General features: G+C 55.2%; 9 protein-coding genes, 2 tRNA genes and 3 rRNA genes. All 14 read right to left on the bottom strand.

The window, feature by feature from the left end; all coding sequences use genetic code 11:
- Positions 1-141: 141 nt before the first annotated feature.
- The 14 genes from AB4N85_RS17255 to AB4N85_RS17320 all read right to left on the bottom strand — a co-directional run bounded on the left by AB4N85_RS17255 (position 142) and on the right by AB4N85_RS17320 (position 15,606).
- Positions 142-2,445 carry a PqiB family protein gene (locus AB4N85_RS17255; RefSeq protein ID WP_041480022.1) on the bottom strand — a complete coding sequence of 768 codons (2,304 nt, stop codon included), beginning with the start codon at positions 2,443-2,445 and terminating at the stop codon, positions 142-144.
- Positions 2,438-3,061, bottom strand: coding sequence for a paraquat-inducible protein A (locus AB4N85_RS17260; protein WP_056790346.1), 624 nt, complete (start codon positions 3,059-3,061; stop codon positions 2,438-2,440). Before AB4N85_RS17260 ends, AB4N85_RS17255 begins: the two co-directional genes overlap by 8 nt.
- Positions 3,048-3,707, bottom strand: a complete 660-nt coding sequence (locus AB4N85_RS17265) for a paraquat-inducible protein A (protein ID WP_056790348.1) — start codon at positions 3,705-3,707, stop codon at positions 3,048-3,050. Before AB4N85_RS17265 ends, AB4N85_RS17260 begins: the two co-directional genes overlap by 14 nt.
- A 146-nt stretch (positions 3,708-3,853) precedes the next feature.
- Positions 3,854-3,969: ribosomal RNA gene (rrf, locus tag AB4N85_RS17270) — 5S ribosomal RNA — on the bottom strand.
- A gap of 153 nt (positions 3,970-4,122) precedes the next feature.
- A 23S ribosomal RNA gene (locus tag AB4N85_RS17275) occupies positions 4,123-7,016 on the bottom strand.
- 238 nt (positions 7,017-7,254) lie between these two features.
- Positions 7,255-7,330, bottom strand: a tRNA-Ala gene (locus AB4N85_RS17280).
- A 10-nt stretch (positions 7,331-7,340) separates the two neighbouring features.
- Positions 7,341-7,417, bottom strand: a tRNA-Ile gene (locus tag AB4N85_RS17285).
- A 123-nt stretch (positions 7,418-7,540) separates the two neighbouring features.
- A 16S ribosomal RNA gene (locus tag AB4N85_RS17290) occupies positions 7,541-9,077 on the bottom strand.
- Together the 16S, 23S and 5S rRNA genes with 2 tRNA genes alongside form the textbook arrangement of a ribosomal RNA operon.
- Positions 9,078-9,618: 541 nt before the next feature.
- Positions 9,619-10,242 (bottom strand): protein-methionine-sulfoxide reductase heme-binding subunit MsrQ, encoded by a 624-nt coding sequence (msrQ, locus tag AB4N85_RS17295; RefSeq protein ID WP_252868286.1) that lies wholly within the window; start codon positions 10,240-10,242, stop codon positions 9,619-9,621.
- Positions 10,242-11,255 (bottom strand): protein-methionine-sulfoxide reductase catalytic subunit MsrP, encoded by a 1,014-nt coding sequence (gene msrP / locus AB4N85_RS17300; protein ID WP_024014317.1) that lies wholly within the window; start codon positions 11,253-11,255, stop codon positions 10,242-10,244. The genes msrQ and msrP overlap by 1 nt, the downstream gene beginning before the upstream one ends.
- A 63-nt stretch (positions 11,256-11,318) precedes the next feature.
- Entirely contained in the window at positions 11,319-12,176 is an 858-nt protein-coding gene (gene pssA / locus AB4N85_RS17305) for a CDP-diacylglycerol--serine O-phosphatidyltransferase (protein ID WP_016773182.1), read from the bottom strand.
- 148 nt (positions 12,177-12,324) lie between these two features.
- The gene (gene ilvC, locus AB4N85_RS17310; protein ID WP_003228216.1) at positions 12,325-13,341 is read right to left on the bottom strand and encodes a ketol-acid reductoisomerase; all 1,017 of its coding nucleotides are present in this window, start codon (positions 13,339-13,341) and stop codon (positions 12,325-12,327) included.
- A gap of 46 nt (positions 13,342-13,387) precedes the next feature.
- Entirely contained in the window at positions 13,388-13,879 is a 492-nt protein-coding gene (gene ilvN, locus AB4N85_RS17315; protein WP_003176102.1) for an acetolactate synthase small subunit, read from the bottom strand.
- A 2-nt stretch (positions 13,880-13,881) separates the two neighbouring features.
- Positions 13,882-15,606, bottom strand: a complete 1,725-nt coding sequence (locus AB4N85_RS17320) for an acetolactate synthase 3 large subunit (RefSeq protein WP_039761986.1) — start codon at positions 15,604-15,606, stop codon at positions 13,882-13,884.
- Between the last annotated feature and the right edge of the window lie 82 nt (positions 15,607-15,688).

A 15,688-nucleotide genomic window follows, 5' to 3' on the forward strand; every position in this document is an offset into this window, starting at 1 on the left:
TGATGAGATCGCGGCCCTTTTTTATGGTCTGGATTTTGTGTTGATGTGGCTGGCCCCTTCGCGAGCAGGCTCGCTCCCACAATTGGAATGCGTTCCCCTGTGGGAGCGAGCCTGCTCGCGAAGGCTATTCAATAGGCGCCACTACTTACCCAGCTGAATCTTCGGCGCCCAGGTCAGCCATTCATCCTCGAACTTGTCGAACAACGGGAACGTCTGCTCGGCTCGCGCCGGATTGCCCATGCGCTCGCCATCCGGGGTGGCGAAGGCAATCCCGCCCTGAATCAGTGTCTCCAGCGACTCGGTGCGCACCGTCACGCCCTTGAACAACCCATAATCGAAGCCCACGCCGCTGGTGTTCCAGAAGCGGCTGCCACTACGCACCAGTGGCGCGTACTTCGGCTCGATCAGGATGTGCACCAACACACGGTCAGCTGTCTGGCCCAATTCATAACCGGTCACCTTGCCAACCGTAATTTCACGGTAGGTCACTGGTACGCCGGGCTTCAAGGAACCGCGACGTGCGGCGCTCAACACCAGACTCAGACCCGCTTCCTGCCTGGTGACTTCCGGCGCTTCGGCCAAGGCAACGAAGTTCTTCTGCGGGCCGAGATTCTTCGCCGCCGGCTGGACTTCGATGTATTTGCCGGTGACCAGCGTTTCCAGATTCTGCGTCTTGATCAGACCCAGTTCCGGCTTGACCACCCAGAACTGACTGCCGACTCGCGCGATCTTCTCCGGCACTTCAGTGATGCGAGCGGTGAGGATTACCGACTGCATGTCATCGGTCAGATCGACGCTTTCAATCTTGCCTACGTCCAGCCCCTTGAAACGCACTGGCGTACCGCTGCTCAAACCGTCGGCGCGATCGACTTTAATGGTAACGACCGCACCTTTCTTGTTCGCCTCATCGTGATCGGCGAACAGACGGAAGCGCGGGATGCGTTTCTTCAACGGCGCATTGGCTTGTGGGGTTTCGAAGGCGATACCGCCGGCCATCAGGGTTTGCAAGGATTCACTCTTGACCTGAATGCCGCCGGTCAAGCCACCCGTGAGGGTAATGCCGCTGACATTCCAGAAGCGCGTCGAAGCGTTGACCAGGTTTTCATATTCCTTCTCGATGTGCACGCCGATAACCAGCTGCTTCTTGGTTCGGGAGAACTGGTAGCTCTGTACCGAACCGACCTTGACCTGCTTGTACAGAATCGGACTGCCGACATCGATCGAGCCCAGCGAATCGGTAAACAACACCAGATGCAGGCCCGGCGAACGCAGATCCAGCGGCGGAGCTTTCGGTCGCGCTTCGAACTCGCGTTTCGGCGCAGCGCCCTTGTCGCCCGGACGCACGGCGATGTAGTTACCTTTCACCAGCGCTTCCAGGCCGGTAATACCGGCAAGGGATATCGACGGTTTGACCACCCAGAACTGCGTGCCCTCAACCAGATAGTCTTCGGCCAACGGATCCAGAGTCAGCTCGGCTGTGGCGCTGTTCAGGTCCGGATCGACCTTTAGCGCTTTCAGGTTGCCGACCTGAATACCTTTGTACATCACCGGCGTGCGACCGGCTTGCAGGCCCTCGAAATCGCTGAGTTTGACCTTCACGCGAATCCCGGCAGCGGCAGCGTCGAAGTCTTCATAGAGACGGAATGGCAGGCTCGGATCGGTCGCCGGACTGTCCTTGCGATTCTCCGGCGTCGCGAACGCGATACCACCGGCGACGATACTAGCCAGGGATTCACTGCGCACTTTCACGCCGGACAGGTTAGCGTCGATGCTGATGCCGCTGGCGTTCCAGAAACGAGTATGTTTGCGCACCAGTTTGGCGTAGGTCGGCTCAATGAACACCTTAAGTTCAACGGTGCTCTGATCCTCGGACAGCACGTAGCTTTTGACCTGACCGACCTTGATCTGTTTGTAGAACACCGGGCTGCCGCGATTCAGCGAGCCGAGGCGATCGGCCTTGATGGTCAGGTGCAGACCGGGCTTGGCGTCGGACAGCGGCGGCTCTTCGGCGAGTGCCTTGAACTTGCGCACGGGCTCGCCTTCACCGGGACTGATCGCGACATAGTTACCCGAGACCAATGTCTCCAGACCAGTGATACCGGCCAGGGTCACGCTCGGTTTGACCAGCCAGAACCGCGTGCTGGTCTTCAGGTACTGCTCAACGTCCTTGTTCATTTCGATGGTGGCGATCACCCCTTTCGAGTTGCCCTCATCGTCGAGCTTGAGCGTCTTGACCTTGCCGACCGGCATGCCTTTGTAGACCACTTCAGTCTTGTTGGCCTGGATGCCTTCGCCGCTTTCAAAGCGCACCTGAATCTCGATACCGGTCTCGGAATAAGCACGCCAGCCGAGCCAGCCGCCGATGATCAGCGCGATCAGAGGCAGCACCCAAATGGCCGACCAGTTCGAAGCCGGTCGGGTTTTCGCTACAGGCAAATCAGTCATGGTCGTCGTCCGACTCCGTGTTATCCCAAATCAGTCGGGGATCGAAAGTAACTGCGGCGAGCATCGTCAGAATCACCACAGAGGCGAAGGCGACGGCGCCCAAATTGGCTTCGACACTGGCTATCCGGCCGAAGTTGACGACCGCCACGAGAATGGCGATCACGAAAATATCGAGCATCGACCAGCGGCCAATGAACTCGATGAAACGGTACATCCAGATACGCTGACGGGCCGACAATGGCTGCCGACGCTGCACGGAAAACAGCAGCAGCGCGATGCCAACCAGTTTGAACGTGGGCACCAGAATGCTGGCGATGAACACCACGGTGGCGATCGGGATCATGCCGTGCTGAACCAGTTCAATCACGCCGGACATGATGGTGCTCGGTTCACCCTGGCCCAGAGAACTGACCGTCATGATCGGCAAGACATTCGCCGGAACATAGATAATGGCTGCCGTGATCAACAGCGCCCAGGTGCGGGTCAAGCTGTTGGGGCGGCGAGCGTGAACCTGCGCGCCGCAGCGGGTACAGCTCTGCTCGTCGACGTCAGCTTCCTGCTTGTTCAGCTCGTGGCATTCGGTGCACACCAGAATGCCCGCATCAATCGCCCGCATGGGCATCCTCTCCTGATAATGCCTGCCAGATCTGATGCGGTGACATCACCACCTCCAGCCAGACTTGTACCAATAACAAGCCAATGAAACATGCCAGCCCGAGGCCGACGGTGATTGCTGCCATATCCGCCAGCTTCACGATCGCGACGAGGACGCCCATGAGGTAGACCTCGAGCATGCCCCAGTCTCTGAGGTGGTGGTAAATACGATAGAGCAGCAAACCGTAGCTGCGGCCGACATCGAAACGAATCGTCAGTAACACAAACAGCTGGCACAACAACTTGAGTAACGGTATGGCCATGCTGCAAAGGAAGACGACGATCGACACACCTTGCATGTCGGTGCTGAACAGGCCGACTACGCCACTCCAGACCGTATCCTGCGAGGATTGCCCGAGGATATTGAGTTGCATGATGGGTAAAAAGTTTGCCGGCACGTAAAGTAATAACGCGGCAATCACCAGGGCGAGGCTGCGCTGCACCACGTTATGGCGATGGGCGTACAACTCATAACCACAACGCGGGCAGAGTGCTTTCTCACCATGGGCAAGTGTCGGCTTGCGCATCAGCAGGTCGCACTCGTGGCAGGCTATCAAGTCTTCCAGCGGTAAATCTGACAGCCCGGGGGCGTCAACCGATTCTGACATACAGGCTCTGGCTCCGATAAAGATGGGGCTATTCTAGTGTTCTGCTTCGAAAATAACTGTGCAATTTTGTTCGCCATAGCGCTGAAACTTTCTCGCAGGCAAAACAAAACCCCAACTGCTTTCGCAATTGGGGTTTCGGAATTTAATCTTGACGATGACCTACTCTCACATGGGGAAACCCCACACTACCATCGGCGATGCATCGTTTCACTGCTGAGTTCGGGATGGGATCAGGTGGTTCCAACGCTCTATGGTCGTCAAGAAATTCGGGTACTGACTCGGGACCAGATGGCCTCGCTTCAGCAAATTGGGTATGTGACAGCTGGTGTTTGTGCGTTTCGAACTTTCGGTTCGTTTCGTCTTCACACACCGCAATCTGGCGCCTTTTCAGGTCAGCAAATTGCTTGGGTGTTATATGGTCAAGCCTCACGGGCAATTAGTATTGGTTAGCTCAACGCCTCACAGCGCTTACACACCCAACCTATCAACGTCGTAGTCTTCGACGGCCCTTCAGGGAACTCAAGGTTCCAGTGAGATCTCATCTTGAGGCAAGTTTCCCGCTTAGATGCTTTCAGCGGTTATCTTTCCCGAACATAGCTACCCGGCAATGCCACTGGCGTGACAACCGGAACACCAGAGGTTCGTCCACTCCGGTCCTCTCGTACTAGGAGCAGCCCCTCTCAAATCTCAAACGTCCACGGCAGATAGGGACCGAACTGTCTCACGACGTTCTAAACCCAGCTCGCGTACCACTTTAAATGGCGAACAGCCATACCCTTGGGACCGGCTTCAGCCCCAGGATGTGATGAGCCGACATCGAGGTGCCAAACACCGCCGTCGATATGAACTCTTGGGCGGTATCAGCCTGTTATCCCCGGAGTACCTTTTATCCGTTGAGCGATGGCCCTTCCATACAGAACCACCGGATCACTAAGACCTACTTTCGTACCTGCTCGACGTGTCTGTCTCGCAGTCAAGCGCGCTTTTGCCTTTATACTCTACGACCGATTTCCGACCGGTCTGAGCGCACCTTCGTACTCCTCCGTTACTCTTTAGGAGGAGACCGCCCCAGTCAAACTACCCACCATACACTGTCCTCGATCCGGATAACGGACCTGAGTTAGAACCTCAAAGTTGCCAGGGTGGTATTTCAAGGATGGCTCCACGTGAACTGGCGTCCACGCTTCAAAGCCTCCCACCTATCCTACACAAGCAAATTCAAAGTCCAGTGCAAAGCTATAGTAAAGGTTCACGGGGTCTTTCCGTCTAGCCGCGGATACACTGCATCTTCACAGCGATTTCAATTTCACTGAGTCTCGGGTGGAGACAGCGCCGCCATCGTTACGCCATTCGTGCAGGTCGGAACTTACCCGACAAGGAATTTCGCTACCTTAGGACCGTTATAGTTACGGCCGCCGTTTACCGGGGCTTCGATCAAGAGCTTCGCGTTAGCTAACCCCATCAATTAACCTTCCGGCACCGGGCAGGCGTCACACCCTATACGTCCACTTTCGTGTTTGCAGAGTGCTGTGTTTTTAATAAACAGTCGCAGCGGCCTGGTATCTTCGACCGGCATGAGCTTACGGAGCAAGTCCTTCACCCTCACCGGCGCACCTTCTCCCGAAGTTACGGTGCCATTTTGCCTAGTTCCTTCACCCGAGTTCTCTCAAGCGCCTTGGTATTCTCTACCCAACCACCTGTGTCGGTTTGGGGTACGGTTCCTGGTTACCTGAAGCTTAGAAGCTTTTCTTGGAAGCATGGCATCAACCACTTCGTCACCCAAAGGGTAACTCGTCATCAGCTCTCGGCCTTAAGATCCCGGATTTACCTAAGATCTCAGCCTACCACCTTAAACTTGGACAACCAACGCCAAGCTGGCCTAGCCTTCTCCGTCCCTCCATCGCAATAACCAGAAGTACAGGAATATTAACCTGTTTTCCATCGACTACGCTTTTCAGCCTCGCCTTAGGGACCGACTAACCCTGCGTCGATTAACGTTGCGCAGGAAACCTTGGTCTTTCGGCGTGGGTGTTTTTCACACCCATTGTCGTTACTCATGTCAGCATTCGCACTTCTGATACCTCCAGCAAGCTTCTCAACTCACCTTCACAGGCTTACAGAACGCTCCTCTACCGCATCATCCGAAGATGATACCCGTAGCTTCGGTGTATGGTTTGAGCCCCGTTACATCTTCCGCGCAGGCCGACTCGACTAGTGAGCTATTACGCTTTCTTTAAAGGGTGGCTGCTTCTAAGCCAACCTCCTAGCTGTCTAAGCCTTCCCACATCGTTTCCCACTTAACCATAACTTTGGGACCTTAGCTGACGGTCTGGGTTGTTTCCCTTTTCACGACGGACGTTAGCACCCGCCGTGTGTCTCCCATGCTCGGCACTTGTAGGTATTCGGAGTTTGCATCGGTTTGGTAAGTCGGGATGACCCCCTAGCCGAAACAGTGCTCTACCCCCTACAGTGATACATGAGGCGCTACCTAAATAGCTTTCGAGGAGAACCAGCTATCTCCGAGCTTGATTAGCCTTTCACTCCGATCCACAGGTCATCCGCTAACTTTTCAACGGTAGTCGGTTCGGTCCTCCAGTCAGTGTTACCTAACCTTCAACCTGCCCATGGATAGATCGCCCGGTTTCGGGTCTATTCCCAGCGACTAGACGCCCTATTAAGACTCGCTTTCGCTACGCCTCCCCTATTCGGTTAAGCTCGCCACTGAAAATAAGTCGCTGACCCATTATACAAAAGGTACGCAGTCACAGAACAAAGTCTGCTCCCACTGCTTGTACGCATACGGTTTCAGGATCTATTTCACTCCCCTCTCCGGGGTTCTTTTCGCCTTTCCCTCACGGTACTAGTTCACTATCGGTCAGTCAGTAGTATTTAGCCTTGGAGGATGGTCCCCCCATATTCAGACAAAGTTTCTCGTGCTCCGTCCTACTCGATTTCATGACTAAGAGATTTTCGCGTACAGGGCTATCACCCACTATGGCCGCACTTTCCAGAGCGTTCCGCTAATCTCAAAGCCACTTAAGGGCTAGTCCCCGTTCGCTCGCCACTACTAAGGGAATCTCGGTTGATTTCTTTTCCTCAGGGTACTTAGATGTTTCAGTTCCCCTGGTTCGCCTCTTGCACCTATGTATTCAGTACAAGATAACCATCTTATGATGGCTGGGTTCCCCCATTCAGACATCTCCGGATCAAAGTCTGTTTGCCGACTCCCCGAAGCTTTTCGCAGGCTACCACGTCTTTCATCGCCTCTGACTGCCAAGGCATCCACCGTATGCGCTTCTTCACTTGACCATATAACCCCAAGCAATCTGGTTATACTGTGAAGACGACATTCGCCGAAAATTCGAATTTCTCAACTAAGAGAACTCACAAATTTTACCTTAGCCTGATCCGTTACCAGTGAAAGTAACGTTCAGTCTATCTTTCTATCACATACCCAAATTTTTAAAGAACGATCTAATCAAAAGACTAGAAATCAATATTCAGCTCGAATATTCATTTCTAAACTCTCAAACTTCGAAGCAGTTTATGGTGGAGCCAAGCGGGATCGAACCGCTGACCTCCTGCGTGCAAGGCAGGCGCTCTCCCAGCTGAGCTATGGCCCCATAACAAAATTGGTGGGTCTGGGCAGATTCGAACTGCCGACCTCACCCTTATCAGGGGTGCGCTCTAACCAACTGAGCTACAGACCCAATTTCGAGCTTGTAACTGTTAGCTCAGAGCTATCAGCTTGGAGCTTAAAGCTGCTTCTATCGTCTTCTTCAATGAATCAAGCAATTCGTGTGGGAGCTCATGCAGCAGCTGATGTCGTCGATTAAGGAGGTGATCCAGCCGCAGGTTCCCCTACGGCTACCTTGTTACGACTTCACCCCAGTCATGAATCACACCGTGGTAACCGTCCCCCCGAAGGTTAGACTAGCTACTTCTGGTGCAACCCACTCCCATGGTGTGACGGGCGGTGTGTACAAGGCCCGGGAACGTATTCACCGCGACATTCTGATTCGCGATTACTAGCGATTCCGACTTCACGCAGTCGAGTTGCAGACTGCGATCCGGACTACGATCGGTTTTATGGGATTAGCTCCACCTCGCGGCTTGGCAACCCTTTGTACCGACCATTGTAGCACGTGTGTAGCCCAGGCCGTAAGGGCCATGATGACTTGACGTCATCCCCACCTTCCTCCGGTTTGTCACCGGCAGTCTCCTTAGAGTGCCCACCATTACGTGCTGGTAACTAAGGACAAGGGTTGCGCTCGTTACGGGACTTAACCCAACATCTCACGACACGAGCTGACGACAGCCATGCAGCACCTGTCTCAATGTTCCCGAAGGCACCAATCCATCTCTGGAAAGTTCATTGGATGTCAAGGCCTGGTAAGGTTCTTCGCGTTGCTTCGAATTAAACCACATGCTCCACCGCTTGTGCGGGCCCCCGTCAATTCATTTGAGTTTTAACCTTGCGGCCGTACTCCCCAGGCGGTCAACTTAATGCGTTAGCTGCGCCACTAAGAGCTCAAGGCTCCCAACGGCTAGTTGACATCGTTTACGGCGTGGACTACCAGGGTATCTAATCCTGTTTGCTCCCCACGCTTTCGCACCTCAGTGTCAGTATCAGTCCAGGTGGTCGCCTTCGCCACTGGTGTTCCTTCCTATATCTACGCATTTCACCGCTACACAGGAAATTCCACCACCCTCTACCATACTCTAGCTTGCCAGTTTTGGATGCAGTTCCCAGGTTGAGCCCGGGGATTTCACATCCAACTTAACAAACCACCTACGCGCGCTTTACGCCCAGTAATTCCGATTAACGCTTGCACCCTCTGTATTACCGCGGCTGCTGGCACAGAGTTAGCCGGTGCTTATTCTGTCGGTAACGTCAAAATTGCAGAGTATTAATCTACAACCCTTCCTCCCAACTTAAAGTGCTTTACAATCCGAAGACCTTCTTCACACACGCGGCATGGCTGGATCAGGCTTTCGCCCATTGTCCAATATTCCCCACTGCTGCCTCCCGTAGGAGTCTGGACCGTGTCTCAGTTCCAGTGTGACTGATCATCCTCTCAGACCAGTTACGGATCGTCGCCTTGGTGAGCCATTACCTCACCAACTAGCTAATCCGACCTAGGCTCATCTGATAGCGCAAGGCCCGAAGGTCCCCTGCTTTCTCCCGTAGGACGTATGCGGTATTAGCGTTCCTTTCGAAACGTTGTCCCCCACTACCAGGCAGATTCCTAGGCATTACTCACCCGTCCGCCGCTGAATCCAGGAGCAAGCTCCTCTCATCCGCTCGACTTGCATGTGTTAGGCCTGCCGCCAGCGTTCAATCTGAGCCATGATCAAACTCTTCAGTTCAAACATCTTTGGGTTTTTAAGAAACCCTAAACTTGGCTCAGCAATCGTTGGTTACATCTTTGATTTCTCGCGGAGTAACTTGTGATGCTGATAATCTTGTTGACTATCAGTCTGACTGCACAAGCACCCACACGAATTGCTTGATTCAGTTGTTAAAGAGCGATTGGTTAAGATCTTTCGTCTCAACCGAGGCGCGCATTCTACAGCAGCCTCATTTGCTGTCAAGTGATTATTTTCAGAAGTTTTCGAAGAATTCTTCAACAACTTCAACCACTTGCGCTTCCGATCTCTCGTTAGCGGGAGGCGAATTCTACAGCGTTAATCGCTGCTGTCAACACCTCTTTTTCTCCGCTTTCGACCGAGAAGATCGAACCGTTAAAAGAGCTACACATCACTGCTCTTTCAACTCCTTCCAGGCTTCGATGATCTGAAGCAAGCCGCTGTCGAAAGCTGCGTAACTCTTTGAATCTCAAGGAGTTTTCCGTTTCGACTGCGCCGGAAGTGGGGCGAATTATAGACCTCTGGAATCTGCCGTCAACCGTTAATTTCGCTTTTCTTGCAGATTCTGCTTTTTACCCAGTAAACGCGGGATTCGTCTCATCACCGGCGGTAGACGAAGCAGCAAAAGCACACCACCTATAAAGGCATAAATCGCCCACTCCTCCAGATCAGCCCGCACGATCCAGAGCATATGCAGCAAACCCAGCCCAAGTATCACGTAAACCAAGCGATGCAGCTTCTTCCAGCGAGCACCCAAACGACGCTGACTATAACGATTCGACGTCACTGCCAGTATCAGCAATCCGAGAAAGCCCAGTGCACCGACAATAATGTAAGGCCGCTTGCGTAGCTCAACACCCAACTGCGACCAGTCGAACCCAAGGATAAACGCCATATAGCTGAACAGATGCAGCGTCACATAAGCAAAACACCAAAGCCCCAACTGCCTGCGCACCGCGATCCACCCCGCCCAGCCGCTCAGCTTTTGCAACGGCGTCATGCTCAGCGTAATCAACAGAAACACCAGCGTGCCAAGCCCGAGACGATCAACCAGCACCTTGCCCGGATCAGGCCCGAGCAGATCGGCGAAAGCCTGATAGATCCACAGCAATGGCCAGAACGCCGCAGCAATGAACACGCCCACTCGCCAGAACGGATAGCGCATCAGTAGTTCTTCCGCAGATCGAGCCCTGTATATAAAGAAGCGACTTCATCCGAGTAGCCGTTGAACATCTGCGTATCGCGCACGTTCGGTTTGAACAGACTGTTTGGCAAGCGCCGCTCGCGCGCCTGGGTCCAGCGCGGATGGTCGACCGTAGGATTCACATTCGCGTAGAAGCCATACTCATCGGCAGCAATGCTTTGCCAAGTGGTCTTCGGCTGCTCGCTGACCAGACTGATGCGCACAATGGATTTCACGCTTTTGAAGCCGTACTTCCACGGCACCACCAGACGCAAAGGCGCGCCGTTCTGGTTCGGCAGTTCGCGTCCATACATGCCCACCGCGAGGATCGCCAAAGGATTCATCGCTTCATCGAGACGCAAACCTTCGACGTACGGCCAGTCGATCAAGGCAAAACCGGAACGCTGGCCGGGCATGCTCTTGGGATCCTGCAGGGTTTCGAAGCGGATGTACTTGGCCTTGGAAGTCGGCTCGACCTGCTTGAGCAAGGCCGAGATGGGAAAGCCGATCCAGGGAATGACCATCGACCACGCCTCGACGCAGCGCAGACGATAAATACGTTCCTCCAGTTGATACGGTTTCATGAAGTCTTCCAGCGCATAACGCCCCGGCTTACCCACCTCCCCGTCAATGACCACGCTCCAGGGTTCGGTTTTCAGGTCGCCAGCGTTCCTCGCGGGATCGCCCTTGCCGGTACCGAATTCATAAAAGTTGTTGTAGTTCGTGGCGTCTTTATAAGGCGTGATCGCCTCGTCCTTGACGTTGACCGCACCCCATTGAGTAGAAGGAAGCTTTTCGGCAAACCAGGCCGGAGCCTTGCCGGATTCAACATCAGAGTAGCGAGGGGCATCAGCGGCACTGGCCCAGCGTGGCAGGCTGCTCACGGCAATACCGGCAGCAGTGGCGCCGAGCAATTGGCGACGGGAGAGATAAATGGCTTCAGGCGTGACATCCGACTCATGGCAGTCGGATGCTTTGGGGATCTTGATCAACATGACAACTCCGCAGCTTTGGAGGACAGGTGCACCCATAGACTGCGGAGTATGCGGGAAATTACATCACTCGGCGTTTTTGTGACGACGAAGACGCAATAGATACTGTACCGGACCGGACGCCGCATAGGCGAGGAACACCAGCAGCAGAATGCGCGGCGGATCACTGAACACGACAGCGAATACCAGCACCACCGCCAGGATCGCCACGAACGGCACGCGACCTTTGAGATCCAGCTCCTTGAAGCTGTTGTACTTGATGTTGCTGACCATCAGCATGCCGGCCGCCGCCACCATCAACGCCACCAGGAACGACATCTTCGAACCCTGAATGCCGTAATCGCTGAACGCCCAGACAATGCCGGCCACAACGCCTGCCGCCGCCGGGCTGGCCAGACCGATGAAGTAACGTTTGTCCGCCGTGCCAACCTGGGTGTTGAACCGCGCCAGACGCAACGCCGCACCCGCTACATAAATGAAAGCGACCATCCAGCCGACCTTACCCATATCGCCCAGCGCCCAGCCGAAGGCCAGCAATGCCGGCGCGACACCGAAGGCGACCATGTCCGACAGCGAGTCATACTCGGCGCCGAAAGCACTTTGCGTATTGGTCATGCGTGCCACGCGACCATCGAGACCGTCGAGCACCATCGCCACGAAAATCGCGATCGCAGCGAAGGCGAAATACTTGCTCGCATTCACCGAGTCGCCGGCGCTCAACGCGGCCTGCGCGCTCATCGAGTTGATGATGGAATAGAAGCCTGCGAACAGGTTGGCAGTGGTGAACAGGTTCGGCAGCAGATAGATACCACGATGCCGGACTTTACGACCTTCAGCGTCGTGCCCTTCTTCGATGTGTTCATCGATGGGCAGCAGGCTTTCGGCGTCGGAAGCCTTGTTCGGCTCTTCGGGACGTTCGCTCATGGACATTACCTTGCAACGGTTTGGAAAAAATTCGACAGAGGCTTGAGGACGACAGTTCGGCCACAAACGATGCAGCTTTATACCAGAAGCACCGGCCCAAACGAAAAAACGCGGCCTAGGCCGCGTTTTTCGTACAAGAGACGACGACTTAGTTTTTGGCTTTGTCGACGATCTTGTTGGCACCGATCCACGGCATCATGGAGCGCAGTTGCTCGCCGATGATTTCGATACCGTGAGCGGCGTTGTTACGACGCTTGGCGGTCATCGAAGGGTAGCCGGTTGCGCCTTCGCTGATGAACATTTTGGCGTATTCGCCGTCCTGAATACGTTTCAGGGCGTTGCGCATGGCCTGACGGGATTCGGCGTTGATCACTTCCGGGCCGGTCACGTATTCGCCGTACTCGGCGTTGTTGGAGATCGAGTAGTTCATGTTGGCGATACCGCCTTCGTACATGAGGTCAACGATCAGCTTCAGTTCGTGCAGGCACTCGAAGTAGGCCATCTCCGGCGCGTAGCCAGCTTCAACCAGGGTTTCGAAACCGGCTTTTACCAGTTCAACGGTACCGCCGCACAGAACGGCTTGTTCGCCGAACAGGTCGGTTTCGGTCTCGTCCTTGAAGGTGGTTTCGATGATGCCGGTACGACCGCCACCGACGCCAGCGGCGTAGGACAGTGCAACGTTTTTGGCGTTGCCCGAGGCGTCCTGGTAGATCGCGATCAGGTCAGGGATACCGCCGCCTTTGACGAACTCGGAACGCACGGTGTGGCCCGGGGCTTTCGGCGCGATCATGATCACGTCGAGGTCAGCACGCGGAACAACCTGGTTGTAGTGAATCGCGAAGCCGTGGGAGAAGGCCAGGGTGGCGCCTTTCTTGATGTTCGGCTCGATTTCGTTCTTGTACAGCGAGGACTGGAACTCGTCCGGGGTCAGGATCATGACCAGGTCGGCAGCGGCAACAGCGGAAGCAACGTCGGTCACTTTCAGGCCGTGAGCTTCGGCTTTGGCAACGGTGGCCGAACCTTTACGCAGACCGACGGTAACGTCGACACCGGAGTCTTTCAGGTTGCACGCTTGAGCGTGGCCCTGGGAGCCGTAACCGATGATGGCAACTTTCTTGCCCTGGATGATCGACAGGTCGCAGTCTTTATCGTAGAAAACTTTCATGAATTTCCCCTTATATCCGGCCGTTCAGGCCATGCGCTAATTTGGTTTAGATGCTGAGAACTTTGTCGCCGCGAGCAATGCCGGTCACGCCGCTACGGACGGTTTCCAGAATCGATGCGGTGCCGATGGACTGAATGAAGCTGTCGAGCTTGTCGCTGGTACCGGTCAACTGAACGGTATACACGCTGGCGCTGACATCGACGATCTGCCCACGGTAGATATCGGTAGTGCGTTTGATCTCGGCGCGCTGGGCGCCAGTGGCCTTGACCTTGACCAGCATCAGTTCACGCTCGATGTGAGCGCTTTCCGACAGGTCCACCAGCTTGACCACTTCGATCAGCTTGTTCAGGTTTTTGGTGATCTGCTCGATCACTTCATCGTGGCCCACGGTGGTCAGCGTCAGACGCGACAGGGTCGGGTCTTCGGTCGGCGCCACGGTCAGGCTTTCGATGTTGTAGTTGCGCTGCGAGAACAGGCCGACTACACGAGACAGAGCGCCGGGTTCGTTTTCCAGAAGCAGGGAAATAATGTGCCGCATGATTAAGTACGCTCCGTCTTGCTCAGCCACATATCGCGCATGGAGCCGTCTTTGATCTGCATCGGGTAGACGTGCTCGCTGGTGTCGACCGCAACATCGATGATCACCAGGCGATCCTTCATGGCGAACGCTTCGGCCATCTTCGACTTCAAATCTTTCGATTCGGTGATGCGTACGCCCACATGGCCGTAGGCTTCAGCCAGCTTGATGAAGTCAGGCAGCGATTCCATGTAGGAGTGCGAGTGACGGCTGCCGTAGCTCATGTCCTGCCACTGGCGAACCATGCCCAGCACACCGTTGTTGAGGATGACGATCTTTACCGGCAAGCCGTATTGCAGGCAGGTCGACAGCTCCTGGATATTCATCTGGATACTGCCTTCGCCGGTGACGCAGGCAACGTCGTCGTCCGGGAAGCTCAGCTTGATGCCCATCGCGGCTGGCAGACCGAAGCCCATCGTGCCCAGACCACCGGAGTTGATCCAGCGGTTCGGCTTGTTGAACGTGTAGTACTGCGCAGCGAACATCTGGTGCTGACCCACGTCGGAGGTCACAAAGGCGTCGCCCTTGGTCACTTCGCAGAGGGTTTCGATCACGGTCTGCGGCTTGATCTTGCTGCCGTCGCCCTTTTCATAAGGGAACAGGCCGCGATCGCCACGCCATTCATCGACCTGCTTCCACCAACTGGCCACGGACTCCTTGTTCGGGGTCTCGCCGATTTCCTTGAGGATCGCGACCATTTCGGTCAGGACGCTCTCGACCGGACCCACGATTGGCACGTCAGCCTTGATGGTCTTGGAGATCGACGCCGGGTCGATGTCGATGTGGATGATTTTGGCGTTCGGGCAGAATTTCGCTGGACCGTTGATCACCCGATCGTCGAAGCGTGCGCCCACTGCGAGGATCACGTCGGCATGGTGCATCGCCAGGTTCGCGGTGTAGCTGCCGTGCATACCCAGCATGCCGATGAACTGACGGTCAGTGCCAGGGAAGGCGCCCAGACCCATCAAGGTGTTGGTCACCGGCAGGTTGAGCATTTTCGCCAGTTCGGTCAGTTGCGCGGAGCCATTGCCGAGAATCACGCCGCCGCCGGAGTACAGCACCGGGCGCTTGGCCGCCAACAACATTTCCGCTGCTTTGCGGATCTGCCCGGAGTGACCGCGAACGGCCGGGCTGTAGGAACGCAGCTTGGCTTTCTTCGGGAAAACGTATTCGAATTTCTCGGCCGGATTGGTCATGTCTTTCGGGATGTCGACCACGACCGGACCCGGACGACCGGATTGCGCCAGGTAGAAGGCCTTCTTCATGACTTCCGGGATTTCCGAGGCGTGCTTGATCATGAAGCTGTGCTTCACGATCGGCCGGGAGATACCGATCATGTCGGTTTCCTGGAACGCGTCGGTGCCGACCATGGTGCTTGGCACCTGACCGGAAATGATCACCATCGGAATCGAGTCCATATAGGCGGTGGCGATACCGGTGATGGCGTTTGTGGCGCCTGGACCGGATGTCACCAATACCACGCCGGCTTTACCGGTGGCACGGGCGTAGCCGTCAGCCATATGGGTAGCCGCTTGTTCGTGACGAACCAGGATGTGGGTCACTTCCGGTTCTTTGAACAGGGCATCGTAAACATGCAGAAGAGCACCACCCGGGTACCCGTAGATATATTTGACGCCTTCGTCACGCAAAAAGCGGACGAGCATCTCACCGCCAGATAAAAGCTCCACGTTGTTCACCTCTAAAACGCCAGAATACCGTCCACAAAAAAGGGGCGGGTCTTAATAGGTTTACTTCTCGGCAGAGCATGAG

The organism is Pseudomonas sp. H1_G08 (assembly GCF_054681355.1).